The organism is Streptococcus sp. 2018162, assembly GCF_019754175.1.
In the GTDB taxonomy this organism is placed as follows: domain Bacteria; phylum Bacillota; class Bacilli; order Lactobacillales; family Streptococcaceae; genus Streptococcus; species Streptococcus hashimotonensis.
In genome coordinates, this window is the sequence record NZ_JAIJZP010000004.1 from 1 (window position 1) to 13,659 (window position 13,659).

The window sequence follows — 13,659 nt, forward strand, 5'->3', positions numbered from 1 at the left end:
CAAGAAAATAGTCCAAGATAATAGAGATAAAAAGAAAAACACAGACAGTACGGCTGGATTTCATCAAAATCAGCTTGAATCTATCTGTGTTTTTTATTTACTGGCTAGTTTTTGCCCAGCCTCTTTTTTCCATACAACATTAGAACTTACCATGGTTGGTTAAGTCTTTTTTGTCTGGCATGACTTCCTTGTTGTCCCAATGCTCGACAATCTTATCGTCTTTGAGGCGGTAGATGTCAAAATGGGCGTAGTCCTGACCTGCAATCCAGACTTTTGAATAAGCCACGACGTAGTCACCCTGTCCCATCACCTTAAAGACAAAGTCGTAATTGACTTGATTCTCTACAAGATAGTCCTTGTAGGCTGCACCGCCTTGAGCGATTTCTTGGTTGTGCTGAATCAGATCAGCTGACACATAGTCCTCGAACTTGTCGATTTCCCCATTTTGAAGGACATCTGCCAAGAAACGACGGACGATTTTCTTGTTGTCCTCAGTCTTATCTAGGTCTGTCAGCTCAAAGTCTGCGTAAATCGGGTCTGTTTCACCAATGTTTTTTGGATAGGCATCGATAACATCCCAATGTTCAACAATACGACCATTTTCATCCGAACGGAAGATGTCCGCCGTCACCCATTCAGCCGCACCGTCATTGAGTTTCTGGTGGACATGAACAAAGACAAAATTCCCATCTTCAATAGCACGCACAATGTTGATTTCACGCTTGGGATTCCGTTTGAAAAAGTCCTCAAAGAAAGCCGCAAAGCCCTCTTTTTCATCAGGCACACCCGTACTGTGCTGGGTGTAGCTAGCCCCCATATAGTTGTCTTGTGCTTCCTTGATTTCCCCGTCCCGAATGCCACGAAGGTAAAGATTTTTAGCGTTATCTAGTTGATGTGACATGATGTTCTCCTATTTTAACAATCCTTCTTGTTCCAAATATTCCCTCGCCACTTGCTCTGCCGACTTGCCTTCCACATCAACCGCATAGTTCATCCGCGTCATCTCCTCGGTCGAGATTTTGCCTGCCAAGACTCCTAGGACTTGCTCCAACTCAGGGTATTTCTCTAGGGTTTCTTTGGACAATAGCGGAGCGGCCTGGTAGGGTGGGAAGAGCTGTTTGTCGTCTTCCAGGATTTTCAATTTGTAAGTGACCACCTTGCTATCTGTAGAATATGCTTCGATAATCTGCACATTACCACTCTTAATGGCTTCGTAGCGAAGGGCTGGCTCCATAGTCTTGACATTGAGTTGAAGATTGTAGAGATTTTTTAGACCGATATTACCATCTTCTCGGTCGTTAAACTCTAATGAGAAACCTGCGACAGCTGTCTGCTGCACTTTTGCCAAATCCGAAATCTTTTCAATGCTATTTTTCTGAGCATAGTCTTCTGTCACTGCCAAGGCAAAGGTATTTTGGAAGGCCATTGGTGCTAGATACATTAGACCATCCTGCTCCAGAATCGCTTCTTTAGCATAAGCATAAACCTCCTCAGGATTCGTTGATAAATCCGTTGGTGAATTTTTCAAAAGAGTACTTGTAATGGTCCCTGTGTACTCAGGATAAATATCAATAGAACCTGATTTGAGTGCTTCATACAGGAAGCTAGTCTTTCCGAAATTAGGTTTTATCTCCACCTTGATGTCTGTCTGGTCTTCAATCAACAACTTATACATATTGATGAGAATTTCAGGTTCTGCACCGAGCTTCCCTGCAATGACCAACTGTTTTGTGGAAAAGTTAAGCATGGGAACATAACTAGCTCCAACAGTAAATAAAGTCACCAATAGAGCCAACAGAATTGTTTTGGGTTTCTTGTCCTGCAACAGACGAATGCCATAACCGAAAAGTACAGCAAGGACAGCCGACGATACCGCACCAATCAAAATCAAGGCTGAATCATTGCGGTCAATTCCAAGTAGAATAAAGGAGCCAAGGCCCCCAGCACCCACCAAGGCCGCCAGAGTCGCCGTTCCGATAATCATAATGGATGCTGTCCGAATCCCTGACATCAAAATAGGCATGGCAAGTGCTAACTTAAATTTTTTCAACTTCTCCCATTTATTCATACCAAAAGCGGTTGCTGCTTCTTCCAGGGAAGGGTCGATTTCTCCAAGGCCTGTCAATGTCCCCTGCAAGATAGGAAAGATAGCATAAATAACGAGTGCTACTACTGCTGGCAAGGTTCCGATTCCCATAAAAGGAATGAAAAGACCAAGCAAAGCAAGGGATGGAATAGTTTGGAAGATACCTGTTATTTGCAGACTCCACTCAGTCAAGCGTTTTTTACTAGATAAAATCAGTCCCAAAGGTACTGCAATTGCAATCGCAATAATCAAAGCCAGAAGGGAGATGCGAAGGTGTTCAAAAAGAGCGATTCCCCACTCATCCTTGCGTTCTATAAAGGTTTCAAATAGGTTCATTACATACCTCCTCGAGCTCTGATAAATTCCTTGACAAAATCATTGGCAGGATGATTCCTCAATTCATCAGGACTTCCTAATTGCACAACTTGTCCATCTTGCATGAGACAGATGCGATCCGCCAATTTAACCGCCTCATCCATATCATGAGTAACGAAAACCGTTGTCATCTTGAATTCCTCATGTAACTCCTTAATCAAGTCCTGCAACTGAGCCTTACTGATTGGATCTAGAGCTGAGAAAGGCTCGTCCATGAGCAAGACTTTCGGATTGGCAATGATGGCACGCAAAATCCCAATCCGCTGTTTTTCTCCCCCAGATAAGTCCTTGGGCAAACGCTCCAGATAGCTGTCTGGTTCCAAGCCAACCTTGGTCAAGAGCTCTCTCGTCCTCGTCAAGGTTTCTTCCTTGTTCAAGCCCTTCATCTCAGGAATAAGAGCAATATTTTCAGCTACCGTCATATTTGGAAAAAGGGCTATCTGCTGAAGGACGTAACCTGTCTCCAAACGTAATTCACGCAGGTCGAAATCCTTAAGTCGCTTACCTTGAAAAAAAACCTCTCCCTCAGTCTGCTCAATTAGACGGTTAATCAATTTCAACGTAGTTGTCTTTCCACTACCACTCGGTCCAATCAAGACAAAGAACTCCCCTTCTTGAATATCAAAGGTCAAATTTTTCAAGATTGGTCCGCTAACCTTACAAGTCAGGGATACATTTTGATAATCAATCATCATTTTCTCCTTTTAAAATAGCCATGAGACTCTGACTGTAGCGCTGAATTAATCCTAGCATAAGCTCCTGTTCCTCCTGACTGAGTTGAGACAGCGCCTTATTTTCCGCCTCCTCTAAGGGGTCCAAAATGCGACTAGCAAATTGCTGCCCCTCCTCTGTCAATTTAATTTTCTTATGTCGCTTATCTACTGGATTCTCCTCTAAAACTACCAGGCCTCCATCCAAAAATTTCTTTACAGTAGCATTGACAACTTGTTTGCTTGAATAGGTCTTCTTGCTGACCCAATTCTGTGTCACACCTCCGGGATTATAATAAATCCACATGAGAATGGATAAGCATTTTGCATTGAGCCCATGCCGGCGAGCGTAGCCCTCATAGAGCCCAACTTGCTGGTCAAACATACGAGCATAATCCTTACTTCTTTTCCTAATTTCTGTCATCGTCACCCTCCCTATTAAGCACAATCACCTTGCCAAAAGCCTCTGACCCCTCCAAATAGCGATGCGCTTCTTGTATAGTATCTAGACTGAACACCTTCTCAGGCCCAACTGGCAACCTAGTCGGTTCCGTCGTTTCCTCGACCACTCCGACCAATTCAATCCCTAAAATTCTCGGAAAGACAACACTTGGTGACAAGCCTTGTCTGGTAAAAATCTCCGAATGATTGATACCAAACCCTTTGATTTTTACCAAGGACCAGCCTGTTTTGACCTGTGGCTTTGCTACTTCTCGTACCTCCAAAACCTCTGGACCACCTGCTTTTGAAACTACAACGGCTTTCATAAACTGTCCTCCTTCATCGAATTAGTCAAAGTTTTTTACCATTTTATCAAAAAAAGAAAATTAGTCAATCACTTTGACTAATGTTTTAGTAATTTTTGATAGTTTTCTTTATCCTCATCTTTGAAAACATTAAAAATTACCTTGATTTCTGGATGTTCTTTGATAAAATTCCGCACAGTTCTGACCGCAATCTCCGCAGCCAACTGGTTGGGAAAACGAAACTCGCCTGTACTGATGCAGCAAAAGGCTATGCTGGTCAGCCCATTTGCAACAGCCACTTCCAAACTTTTTTGATAAGAGGAGGCGAGCAGTGCTTCATCTTGAGAACGAACCTCTGTCTGAATAATCGGTCCAACTGTATGAATGACATAATTAGCTGGCAGATTGTAGGCTGGCGTTATCTTGGCCTGACCTGTTGCTTCCAAGTGCCCTTGAACCTTCATAAGTTGATAACAAGCCAGCCGCAGTTGAAGACCCGCCTGCGAATGAATGGCATTATCAATACAGCGGTGATGCGGGACAAAGCAGCCCAAGAGCTGACTGTTGGCTGCGTTGACAATAGCATCTACCTGCAAGCTAGTAATGTCTCCCTGCCAGATATAAATCTGCGGCTCCACTTCCTGCAAATCGGATAGACCAGTCAGGTTTTTCTGAGTCAATTTTTCCTGTAAATAGGCATCTTGCAAGGTCCAAAACTCTGCTGGCATGACCTTGGGCTCCCAGATGTTCATCAAGGCGCGCAAGGCCCATTCTTGCTCTTCCTGAGTCTGAGGTAGGTCCAAGTCAGGTGCCAGATAGTGAAGCAATTTTTCTAGTTTTTCCATGCTCTTACAACCTCCTGCATATCTTGGTGAAAAGTCAGAATCCCTTCACGCTCTGGGTCTTCTAGATTGACCCGAATCAGACTGGCATTTGGCAAAATCTGATTCAAGCGTTCAAAGGGAAACTTGATAATGGTCGGCGTATTGTAGCCCACGCCCAACTCCAAAAAGACAATTTTCTTCGCCGCATTTTCCTGTAAAAATGCCAGATAAGCCGATTCCTGCTTGTGCCAGTTGGCATCTTCGACAAAACGATTGTCCACTCGCAGACGGCTCATCATATCTGCCCCACACTTAGGACATGTGGGAATATCTTCTCGTCTGACTTCCAATCCCTGACGGTTGGCAAGCAGAGTTTCCAAGGTCGCTTGATTGGTATAAACACCGTCATGACAGGGAACAGAACATTGAAACTCACCGTAATTGCCCTGGACTTCAAAGATATTTTCCTTATCAAACCCTGCCTTTTCAAACTGACTATCCACATTGGTTGTGATGACGAAGTAATTCTTGTCCGCCAGCAGCTCATACAAATCTTGATAAAGCGGCAGACTGCCTGTCTGGTAACGATTGAGATAGAGGTGCTGGCTCCAGTAGCCCCACTTTTTCTCCTTGGTCGCAAAGGGATAAAAGCCAGCAGAATACATATCTGTCAGCCCATATTCCTTGATAAACGGTGCAAAGTTTTCCTCAAAACGTTGGCCTGAATAGGTCAAACCTGCTGAACTGGACAAACCCGCACCTGCACCAATCACGATTGCATCTGCTTCTGCGATTAATTTTTTAGCTTGGGTCATTTTTTTATCATCTGTCATCTTCATCCTCTTTCTGTCTTCTTTCCTTGCTTTTTTCCAGCTCTGCCCTTATACTAACACTAACAGTATCTTTTGGAAAGTATGCACCTTAAAGTAGGGTAGTTACCTCAAGGTAAGAAATGTCTACTTTCAAGGAAAATTAGACTAAAGTTTTTTGAAAAAAATTTTGGAGGAAGCCATGACCAGTAAAAAATTACCCCAAACTCTACCAGCCTGTCCCGTCGAAACAACCTTGCTGTTGATTGGCAGCAAGTGGAATATTCTCATCCTACGCGACCTCATGGACGGCACCAAACGCTTTGGAGAGTTGCAACGTTCCATTGGCTCCATTAGTCAAAAAGTCCTGACCAGCAACCTGCGGGACCTCGAAGCTAAGGGCGTGGTGGACCGCAAGGTCTATCCAGAAGTCCCACCCCGTGTGGAATACTCTCTAACCGAACTCGGACACTCCTTAAAACCAATCCTGGATTCCATGTCGGACTGGGGAGAATGGTACCAAGAACAACAAAACTAGCCTAGAACATTCTAAGCTAGTTTCTTTTTATCCTTCAACTGTTTCTGAGGCAGTTTGGCTTGCTACTTCTGAAACTGTTTCTGATACAGGTTCGATGATGACATCATCAATTGTAAGCTCAATATCTTCAGATACAACTACAGCATCCTCAATATCTTCTTCTGCCAAATCCACTGTCGGAGCTTTAGCAGTTTTTGCCTTGATAGCTTCCAAAATGTCAGCCGTTGACAAGTTTTGTTCCGCAATTTTTTCCTTGATTTGCTCAAAGGTTTCCAAGGATTTTTCCTTACCAGACTTGACCAAATCTTCTACTGTCAATTCACCAGTTTCAAGTTGAGTTTTTACTTCGGTAAATCGTTCAGTCGCTTGTTTACCCAAGTCCTGTGCCTTAGTGACAAAATCAGCATTGATTTCTTCATGGTTTTCTTTATAGTCATTAGCAAAGTTTACAACTTTTTCTTTGACTGTTTTACCAGTTTTACTTGCTAGAAAGGCAGCTGCAGCCGCTCCTCCTGCCGCCCCTAACAAAAGGCTAGTCCACACGCTACTAGATTTTTTTACCATTTTTTTCTCCTTTCTTACCTAAGAGAGATGAGAGAGTTGACAGAGCTGAAAGAGCTCCGCCGGCTTTTACAGTACTTGCTCCAGCAGACTTAGCTTTGACTGTCAAATCACGCGCTGAAGCATTCAGATCTGATACAGAAGTTGACAAGTCAGCTACCGCTACAAAAAGAGGATCAAGGGTCGAAACCTTACCATTTACATCTTCGACTAAGACATTGGTTTTAGCCAAAAGCTCGTTGGTCTGATAGAGAGTCACATTGACATCGCTGGTCAAGACCTTAAGCGTTTGCTGGGCTTCATCTGTCACCGTACCCAATTTTTTCAACAACAAAACAATATATACTGCCACCGCCGCGATGGACAAGGCAATAATCAAGACAGAAATTTCAATAATCATATCTTCTCCTTTAGGGTTGATAGAATGGAATAGAAGACTTTCTTCTCCGCAACACAACCATGATAATACCAACGAGGATTAACACCCCAGATAGCCATTGTGAAATACGTATTCCCAAGAACATGAGGCTGTCCGTCCGCAAGCCTTCTATCAAAAGGCGACCACAACCATACCAGACTAGGTAGAAAGCTGTAATTTCTCCCTGTTTAAGGAATTTTGGCCGTCTACGTAACACACAAACCAAGCCAAAACCTAGCAAATTCCAGAGAGACTCAAACAAGAAGGTTGGTTGACGGTAGGCACCATCAATATACATCTGATCTCGGATAAAGGCTGGCAGGTAGTTCAAACTTTCTACTGCCTTGCCATAGGCCTCTTGGTTAAAGAAATTTCCCCAACGACCGATTGCCTGAGCAATCATGACTGATGGCGCTACAATATCCAAAAAATCCAGGGTATTAATAAAGCGATACTGGGTAAAGAAATAAAGGACGATTGCACCTGTAATCAAACCACCATAGATGGCAATACCACCGTTCCAGATAGCGAAGATAGATAAAATGTTATCCTTGTATTCGCTCCATGAAAAGGCTACATAGTAAATCCGTGCCCCTGTGATAGAAAGCGGAAATGCGATTAGAATAAAATCTAAAATATCATCCTGACGGATTTTCTTTCGTGGTCCCTCTTTTGTCGCCAGATAAACACCTAGAATCAGACCAAGCAAAATGCAGATTGCATACCAACGAATTTCTAAGGGACCTAATTTAATCGCAATAGGATCCATATTAAACCTCTTCTCTATTGTGTTCAATTAGATTGGACAAGCGTTCTTCGAAAATCTTCGTTGCATCAAACCCCATCTGTTTGGCACGGTAGTTCATGGCTGCGGCTTCAATTACGACAGAAATATTTCGACCGGTTTTTACAGGAATACGTATTTGTGGAATAGCAATTCCTGCTATTTCGATAGTATCGCCAGAATTTCCCAAACGGTCAAATACCTTACCTGTTTCAAAATTTTCAAGATAGACAGCTAATTGCACTTCTGATGAATCTTTCACGGCACTAGCACCGTATAGACTCATGATGTCGATAATACCGACTCCTCGAATCTCTAATAAGTGGCGCAGAATTTCCGCAGGCTCACCCCAGAGAGTGACATCGTCTTTTGCATAGACATCAACACGGTCATCAGCCACCAATCGGTGTCCTCGTTTAACCAACTCAAGACCAGTCTCACTCTTACCGATACCAGAATCACCCTGGATAAGCACACCCATACCGTAAATATCCATCAAGACACCGTGTACACTCGTCCGCTGAGCCAGGCGACTATCCAAGTAAGAAGACAATTCTCCCGATAGACGACTGGTTGCTGTCTTGCTTCGACAGATAGCAATTTGTTTTTCTTTTGCAGCCTTGTACATCTCCTCAGGGATTTCCAAGCCACGTGCCACTATGACAACAGGGGTTTCTGGCTGGAACATCTGAGAAAGAACCTGATAGCGGTTATGGGCAGTCATGGCCATCAAATAAGACCATTCCTTCATCCCTATCAACTGGATGCGCTCTGGAGCATAGTAATCAAAATAGCCAGTCATTTCCAATCCTGGTCGGGTAATATCCGCCGTCGTAATTTGCTTTTGCAGGAGCTCTTCCGTACTGTAAGCACATTCAATCCGCAGATTATCGACCAAATCTTTCACATAAACGGTCATTTCTTCCCTCACTTTCAGTTTTATTATATTATACCATAAGCTAGGGGTTGGGGGAAAAACAAGTGGCTGATTTGGTAAAAAGAATGAGTTTCTTTCTTTTTCTCACAAAATTAGCAAAACTTCCACAGATTAAATGCACCTCTCTCCCAGTGCTACATATTTCTAACAAATCTGTTATACTTTATATAGATCAATACTTACTACTAAGGAGAAAATCATGGAACCATTGTTTCTCACACCTGTTATGCACGAAAAAATTTGGGGGGGCAATCGCCTAAGGACCAACTACCACTACGACATTCCTAGTGAAAAGACTGGTGAATGCTGGGCTATTTCTGCCCATCCAAATGGCGTAACAACAGTCTCAAACGGTCAATATAAAGGAAGAGGACTGGATGACCTCTATCAGAATGAAAAACATTTATTTGGCAATCCAACCGATGATGTCTTTCCATTATTAACAAAAATCCTTGATGCAGACGATTGGCTCAGCGTTCAAGTCCATCCCGATGATAGCTATGGCTTGGCTCACGAAGGCGAACTGGGCAAGACAGAATGTTGGTACATTTTGGAAGCTGAAGACGGAGCTGAGATCATTTATGGTCACAATGCCCAATCCAAAGAAGAACTCCGTCAGCAAATCGAAGCTGGAGATTGGGACAAGCTGTTGACCCATGTACCCGTCAAAAAAGGTGATTTCTTCTTTGTACCAAGCGGCACCATGCACGCCATCGGTAAGGGAATCCTGATTTTAGAAACCCAACAATCTAGCGATACAACCTACCGTGTCTATGACTTTGACCGCCGTGACGATGCAGGCAACCTCCGTGAACTACACATTGAGAAATCGATTGATGTCCTGACCATCGGACCTGTTGCTAACTCAACACCTGCCCACCTCAAAGCGGGCAATCTTGACTCGACACTTCTGGTTGCCAATCCCTTCTTTACCGTATATAAATGGAATATCCAACAAGAAATCAAAATGGAACAGACAGTTCCTTACCTGCTTGTCAGTGTCATCGAAGGGGAAGGTGCCATCCAAGTCGGTGAAACCAGCTACCCACTTCAAAAAGGAAGCCACTTTATCTTACCAGCCGATGTGACAGACTGGACATTTACAGGACAAATGGAAATTATCGCAAGCCACACAAACTAAACATACAAAAAACTTGAGCCTTTAAACTCAAGTTTTTTGCATTATTCAAACCAAGACTTATTTATCTTTTCCGCTTCTTTTATCTTACGTGGACCTGTTCCATAGCGTTCCGCGTCCCTATCTTCCTTATAAGGTAAAAAATAAGCTGCTGCAATATAGAGAGCAATCAGAAGGAGGAAGGATTTGCCTAAGAGGAGGCCTGCAATAAATATAGCGCGTGTTACCCAGGATTCCCAGCCCAATTTATGCGCTATGCCGGCAAGAACCCCAGATACTATCTTCCCCTGCCTTACTTTATATAATTCAATTGACATCTTTTATTCCTTTCACGTAAAAGCCCCCTTGACCTGTTTGTACTTTCAAGAAAAGTAAATCATTGCCAGATTTTTCAAACTGATAGGGACTATTTTTCTTTTTCCGGTTAACCAAGACATGACCTGATTGCGACTCAATCTGTCCCCGAATTCCCTGGCCTTTGCCAGTTTGTAAAGTCAAGGGAGCCTGAGCTAGTTGCACATACAAGTGTTGGGGATAACCACCGCAAGTCGTCAAGCGAATATCCTGTTGTTTTTTATCCCTTGAACTGCGGATAGAAATATCTTCAAATGGTAAGTAATCCAAGCGAGCATCTGCTTGACCAAGTTCTACATCTAGTACTGACATCCATTCCTGAGGTAAGTTGATTGTCAAACGACAGGCCAAACTACTGTGAAAATAAAGCCCCTTTTTTTCAACATAAAGACGAGGAAGCTTATCTTCTGGTGCATCTTGATTGTAGCAAATCTCCACACTAATCTGATTATTTTTAGACTTAGCCAAAGTTAGACGTCCCTCAGATAATTTTAAAAAGAGTGATTCAATCCCTTCAAAACTATAGGATTGTTTCAATTTGGAGGAAGCAAAGACCTTAAAACTTGGCAAGGTAAAATTCAATTTTACTTTTTCTTCCACAAAAAGAAAGTCTGGTTCTTGATTCATTTCCTTAAAACAGGCACGCGCCTCTTCCTTGGTCAAGACACCTTTTTCATATAACTCAATTAAGCGTTCTTCTCTCTTTTGCGTCATAGACTCACCTCAATTCTACTCTAGTATATCACATTTCTCCACAAAAAAATCAGCCCGAAGACTGATTCTCTATTCTTTCAAAGTAAGTTTTCCCCTACACTTCCCACATCGGTATTTTTTTAGGTCAATGCGGCGCTTGCGCTGGTAGACTTGTCCACAGGACTGACAGGTATACAGCAGGCTTGGCTTGGCAGCTTGTTCCAGTTTGGGAACATAGCGCAGGCCGTCCACCGCAGCTAACAGTTCCTTGAAGTCCCTGTCTCCGTGCCGATAGCCTTTCTTCTCAAAGTAGAGATGGTAGTGGCAGAGCTCGTGGCGGACAATCTTCCGAAAGACTTCTATGCCTTGCTCCTCCAAGTGCTTGGGATTGAAATCCAAATGCCCATCTCTTGGAAAAAAGCGCCCACCTGTTGACCGCAGTCGCCTGTTCCAGATTGCTACATGCCGAAATTCCTTACCGAAGTCTTGCAAGGAAACTTCTTGCACATACTTATTCAGATCCATTTGGTTTCAAAAGGCTAAGGCCGATACGGTTGCGTTTGATGTCCACTTCAACCACCCAGACCGTTACGATTTCCCCAACAGCGAGGACTTCGCTAGGATGCGGCAAGGCTTGTTGGCGTCCATTCTTATCCCGTTTGCGCTTGACCATGCGTGAAATGTGGACCAAGCCATCTTCATGGACACCGATATCCACAAAGGCTCCAAAGTCCACAATATTGCGGACTGTACCTTGCAATTCCTGTCCGACTACCAGGTCCTTAACATCCAAGACATCTTGACGGAGGACTGGTGCCTCAAAGTCATCCCGTAAATCACGACCAGGTTTGAGCAAGTCTGCGATGATGTCCTTCAAGGTTTCCTGACCGATACCGATTTTTTCAGCCGTATCTGCGATAGCCACCTGCTTCAATTTTTCCTGCGCAGCCTCATCTAAGTGGTCAATAGCTAGAAGTTCTAACAGGTTTTCCACAGCCTGGTAAGACTCGGGGTGCACGCCAGTATTGTCCAAAAAGTTAGTCGCATCTGGGATGCGCAAGAAACCAGCTGCCTGCTCAAAGGCCTTATCACCCAGACGAGGCACCTTCTTGAGCTGCTGACGAGAAGTCAGGGCACCATTTTCCTCGCGGTACTTGACGATATTCTCCGAAATAGTCTTGTTGAGACCGGCCACGTGAGCCAAAAGGGCCGGACTGGCCGTATTGACATTGACCCCGACCTGGTTGACCACCGTATCGACCACAAAATCCAGACTTTCAGACAGAGATTTCTGGTTAACATCGTGCTGGTACTGGCCGACACCGATAGACTTGGGATCGATTTTGACCAGCTCAGCCAGAGGGTCTTGCAGACGGCGGGCGATGGAAATGGCAGAGCGTTTTTCCACAGGGAGGTCTGGGAACTCATATCGAGCCAGTTCAGAAGCTGAGTAGACAGAGGCTCCGCTTTCATTGATGATGACGTAAGAAACTTCTGGGAAATCCTTGAGCAAATCAGCAACGAAAGCCTCCGATTCACGGCTGGCCGTTCCATTTCCGATAGCAATAATTTCCACTTGGTATTGCCCAATCAAGTCTGCCAAGTCTTTCTTGGCCTGAGCAATTTGTCGCTGACCAGCCGGCTCCACAGGATAGATGACCTGGGTTGTCAAGAGTTTTCCCGTCTGGTCTACAACTGCCAGCTTAGCACCTGTCCGAAAAGCAGGGTCAAAACCAAGAACAACCTTGCCTTTGAGGGGAGATACAAGGAGCAGATTTCGTAGGTTTTTAGAGAAGAGCTGGATAGCTCCTTCTTCTGCTTCTTCCGTCAATTCTGTTAGAATACGACGCTCCATAGCAGGCAAAATTTTCTTCTTGATGGCCTGCTGAATGACATCCTTAATATAGCTATTAGACTGTGGAAAACGCAGTTCGAAGAAACGGACCATCTTATCCACATTGTGTTCAAAAGTAACCTTGAGAACGCCTAATTTCTCTCCACGATTGATGGCCAGGGTCTTATAACCCTGCATTTTTGCCACTTTCTCAGAGAAATCATAGTAAATCTGAAAGACTTCTTTTTCATCTGCTTCTTGATCTTTTAGCTCTGAAGTAAGGCTTGAATTGGTCTGTACTTCATGGTAGACCCAGGCCCGAAGTTTATTGTCTTCTGAGATAGCTTCGACCAAAATATCCACAGCCCCAGCCAAACAAGCCTGAGCAGTGTCAAAGCCCTCGCAGATAAAAGCAGCAGCCTGTTCTTCCAAGTCAGCTACATTCTGCAAAATTAGACGAGCCAGCGGGAACAGCCCAGCCTCACGCGCCACCGTTGCCTTGGTCCGACGTTTTTCCTTATAAGGCAGGTAGAGTTCTTCCACATCTGCCAGCTTTTCCGCTTCCTCGATAGCCTGACGGAGCTGGTCTGTCAATTTTCCTTGTTCTTCAATCTTGGCAAGAACGGTAGCCTTACGTTCAGCAAGAGCAGTCAAGGCCTTATCCCGATCGATGATGGACTTGATGACCACCTCGTCCAAGTTCCCCGTCACATCCTTCCGATAACGAGCGATAAAGGGAATAGTGTTGCCTTCAGCCGTCAAAGACAGGACAGTATCAATCTGTTTTAAACTAACGCCCAATTCCTGAGCAATTTTCAAATATTTTTCTTCCATAGCTACTATTATAGCATG

General features: G+C 44.0%; 16 protein-coding genes and 1 pseudogene. 2 read left to right on the plus strand and 15 right to left on the minus strand.

What is annotated here, in order from left to right:
• Positions 1-139 precede the first annotated feature (139 nt).
• The 7 genes and pseudogenes from K5Q22_RS04935 to K5Q22_RS04965 form a co-directional block, all read right to left on the minus strand.
• A complete protein-coding gene (locus K5Q22_RS04935; protein ID WP_205013815.1) occupies positions 140-901 on the minus strand; it encodes a nuclear transport factor 2 family protein in 762 nt (253 codons plus the stop codon).
• 9 nt (positions 902-910) lie between these two features.
• Positions 911-2,422 carry an ABC transporter permease/substrate-binding protein gene (locus K5Q22_RS04940; protein ID WP_205013811.1) on the minus strand — a complete coding sequence of 504 codons (1,512 nt, stop codon included), beginning with the start codon at positions 2,420-2,422 and terminating at the stop codon, positions 911-913.
• Entirely contained in the window at positions 2,422-3,153 is a 732-nt protein-coding gene (locus K5Q22_RS04945) for an ABC transporter ATP-binding protein (protein ID WP_044760978.1), read from the minus strand. Before K5Q22_RS04945 ends, K5Q22_RS04940 begins: the two co-directional genes overlap by 1 nt.
• On the minus strand, positions 3,146-3,595 hold the full coding sequence (locus K5Q22_RS04950; RefSeq protein ID WP_205013809.1) for a MarR family winged helix-turn-helix transcriptional regulator: 450 nt from the start codon (positions 3,593-3,595) through the stop codon (positions 3,146-3,148). The genes K5Q22_RS04945 and K5Q22_RS04950 overlap by 8 nt, the downstream gene beginning before the upstream one ends.
• A gap of 37 nt (positions 3,596-3,632) precedes the next feature.
• A pseudogene (locus K5Q22_RS04955) lies at positions 3,633-3,938 on the minus strand (alcohol dehydrogenase catalytic domain-containing protein); the annotation flags it as partial.
• Positions 3,939-4,015: 77 nt separating this feature from the next.
• Positions 4,016-4,762: a protein-ADP-ribose hydrolase gene (locus tag K5Q22_RS04960; RefSeq protein ID WP_205013806.1), complete on the minus strand. Its 747-nt coding sequence runs from the start codon at positions 4,760-4,762 to the stop codon at positions 4,016-4,018.
• Positions 4,750-5,574 carry a Sir2 family NAD-dependent protein deacetylase gene (locus K5Q22_RS04965; protein WP_205013805.1) on the minus strand — a complete coding sequence of 275 codons (825 nt, stop codon included), beginning with the start codon at positions 5,572-5,574 and terminating at the stop codon, positions 4,750-4,752. The genes K5Q22_RS04960 and K5Q22_RS04965 overlap by 13 nt, the downstream gene beginning before the upstream one ends.
• Before the next feature lie 178 nt (positions 5,575-5,752).
• Between K5Q22_RS04965 and K5Q22_RS04970 the strand changes: the two genes are divergently transcribed.
• Positions 5,753-6,088, plus strand: coding sequence for a helix-turn-helix domain-containing protein (locus K5Q22_RS04970; protein WP_024384988.1), 336 nt, complete (start codon positions 5,753-5,755; stop codon positions 6,086-6,088).
• Positions 6,089-6,115: 27 nt separating this feature from the next.
• Here the strand turns inward: K5Q22_RS04970 and K5Q22_RS04975 are convergent, their stop codons facing one another.
• The 4 genes from K5Q22_RS04975 to hprK are packed head-to-tail and all read right to left on the minus strand — an operon-like array spanning position 6,116 to position 8,770.
• Positions 6,116-6,652, minus strand: coding sequence for a YtxH domain-containing protein (locus tag K5Q22_RS04975; RefSeq protein ID WP_205013802.1), 537 nt, complete (start codon positions 6,650-6,652; stop codon positions 6,116-6,118).
• Positions 6,636-7,046, minus strand: a complete 411-nt coding sequence (locus K5Q22_RS04980) for a DUF948 domain-containing protein (RefSeq protein ID WP_024376744.1) — start codon at positions 7,044-7,046, stop codon at positions 6,636-6,638. The genes K5Q22_RS04975 and K5Q22_RS04980 overlap by 17 nt, the downstream gene beginning before the upstream one ends.
• 13 nt (positions 7,047-7,059) lie before the next feature.
• Positions 7,060-7,836, minus strand: coding sequence for a prolipoprotein diacylglyceryl transferase (gene lgt, locus K5Q22_RS04985; protein WP_238600089.1), 777 nt, complete (start codon positions 7,834-7,836; stop codon positions 7,060-7,062).
• A gap of 1 nt (position 7,837) precedes the next feature.
• Entirely contained in the window at positions 7,838-8,770 is a 933-nt protein-coding gene (hprK, locus tag K5Q22_RS04990; protein WP_014638411.1) for an HPr(Ser) kinase/phosphatase, read from the minus strand.
• 217 nt (positions 8,771-8,987) lie between these two features.
• Between hprK and manA the strand changes: the two genes are divergently transcribed.
• A complete protein-coding gene (manA, locus tag K5Q22_RS04995) occupies positions 8,988-9,929 on the plus strand; it encodes a mannose-6-phosphate isomerase, class I (protein ID WP_205013800.1) in 942 nt (313 codons plus the stop codon).
• Positions 9,930-9,970: 41 nt separating this feature from the next.
• Here the strand turns inward: manA and K5Q22_RS05000 are convergent, their stop codons facing one another.
• From K5Q22_RS05000 to K5Q22_RS05015, 4 genes are all read right to left on the minus strand, one after another.
• Positions 9,971-10,243 carry a PspC domain-containing protein gene (locus tag K5Q22_RS05000; protein ID WP_002936774.1) on the minus strand — a complete coding sequence of 91 codons (273 nt, stop codon included), beginning with the start codon at positions 10,241-10,243 and terminating at the stop codon, positions 9,971-9,973.
• Entirely contained in the window at positions 10,233-10,994 is a 762-nt protein-coding gene (locus K5Q22_RS05005; RefSeq protein ID WP_024384992.1) for a hypothetical protein, read from the minus strand. Before K5Q22_RS05005 ends, K5Q22_RS05000 begins: the two co-directional genes overlap by 11 nt.
• A gap of 69 nt (positions 10,995-11,063) precedes the next feature.
• Complete coding sequence (locus K5Q22_RS05010; RefSeq protein WP_205013799.1) at positions 11,064-11,498, minus strand: SprT family protein; 435 nt, start codon at positions 11,496-11,498, stop codon at positions 11,064-11,066.
• Positions 11,485-13,641 (minus strand): Tex family protein, encoded by a 2,157-nt coding sequence (locus K5Q22_RS05015; protein WP_205013796.1) that lies wholly within the window; start codon positions 13,639-13,641, stop codon positions 11,485-11,487. The genes K5Q22_RS05010 and K5Q22_RS05015 overlap by 14 nt, the downstream gene beginning before the upstream one ends.
• Positions 13,642-13,659 lie beyond the last annotated feature (18 nt).

What these genes read in the sequence shown, in the direction of transcription:
- K5Q22_RS04970 (WP_024384988.1), top strand. Translation starts at nt 5,753, where the DNA reads ATGACCAGTAAAAAATTACCCCAAACTCTACCAGCCTGTCCCGTCGAA.
- K5Q22_RS04950 (WP_205013809.1), bottom strand. Translation starts at nt 3,595, where the DNA reads ATGACAGAAATTAGGAAAAGAAGTAAGGATTATGCTCGTATGTTTGAC.
- K5Q22_RS04935 (WP_205013815.1), bottom strand. Translation starts at nt 901, where the DNA reads ATGTCACATCAACTAGATAACGCTAAAAATCTTTACCTTCGTGGCATT.
- K5Q22_RS04945 (WP_044760978.1), bottom strand. Translation starts at nt 3,153, where the DNA reads ATGATTGATTATCAAAATGTATCCCTGACTTGTAAGGTTAGCGGACCA.
- K5Q22_RS04975 (WP_205013802.1), bottom strand. Translation starts at nt 6,652, where the DNA reads ATGGTAAAAAAATCTAGTAGCGTGTGGACTAGCCTTTTGTTAGGGGCG.
- K5Q22_RS05010 (WP_205013799.1), bottom strand. Translation starts at nt 11,498, where the DNA reads ATGGATCTGAATAAGTATGTGCAAGAAGTTTCCTTGCAAGACTTCGGT.
- K5Q22_RS04960 (WP_205013806.1), bottom strand. Translation starts at nt 4,762, where the DNA reads ATGGAAAAACTAGAAAAATTGCTTCACTATCTGGCACCTGACTTGGAC.
- K5Q22_RS04965 (WP_205013805.1), bottom strand. Translation starts at nt 5,574, where the DNA reads ATGACAGATGATAAAAAAATGACCCAAGCTAAAAAATTAATCGCAGAA.
- manA (WP_205013800.1), top strand. Translation starts at nt 8,988, where the DNA reads ATGGAACCATTGTTTCTCACACCTGTTATGCACGAAAAAATTTGGGGG.
- K5Q22_RS05000 (WP_002936774.1), bottom strand. Translation starts at nt 10,243, where the DNA reads ATGTCAATTGAATTATATAAAGTAAGGCAGGGGAAGATAGTATCTGGG.
- hprK (WP_014638411.1), bottom strand. Translation starts at nt 8,770, where the DNA reads ATGACCGTTTATGTGAAAGATTTGGTCGATAATCTGCGGATTGAATGT.
- lgt (WP_238600089.1), bottom strand. Translation starts at nt 7,836, where the DNA reads ATGGATCCTATTGCGATTAAATTAGGTCCCTTAGAAATTCGTTGGTAT.
- K5Q22_RS04940 (WP_205013811.1), bottom strand. Translation starts at nt 2,422, where the DNA reads ATGAACCTATTTGAAACCTTTATAGAACGCAAGGATGAGTGGGGAATC.
- K5Q22_RS05005 (WP_024384992.1), bottom strand. Translation starts at nt 10,994, where the DNA reads ATGACGCAAAAGAGAGAAGAACGCTTAATTGAGTTATATGAAAAAGGT.
- K5Q22_RS05015 (WP_205013796.1), bottom strand. Translation starts at nt 13,641, where the DNA reads ATGGAAGAAAAATATTTGAAAATTGCTCAGGAATTGGGCGTTAGTTTA.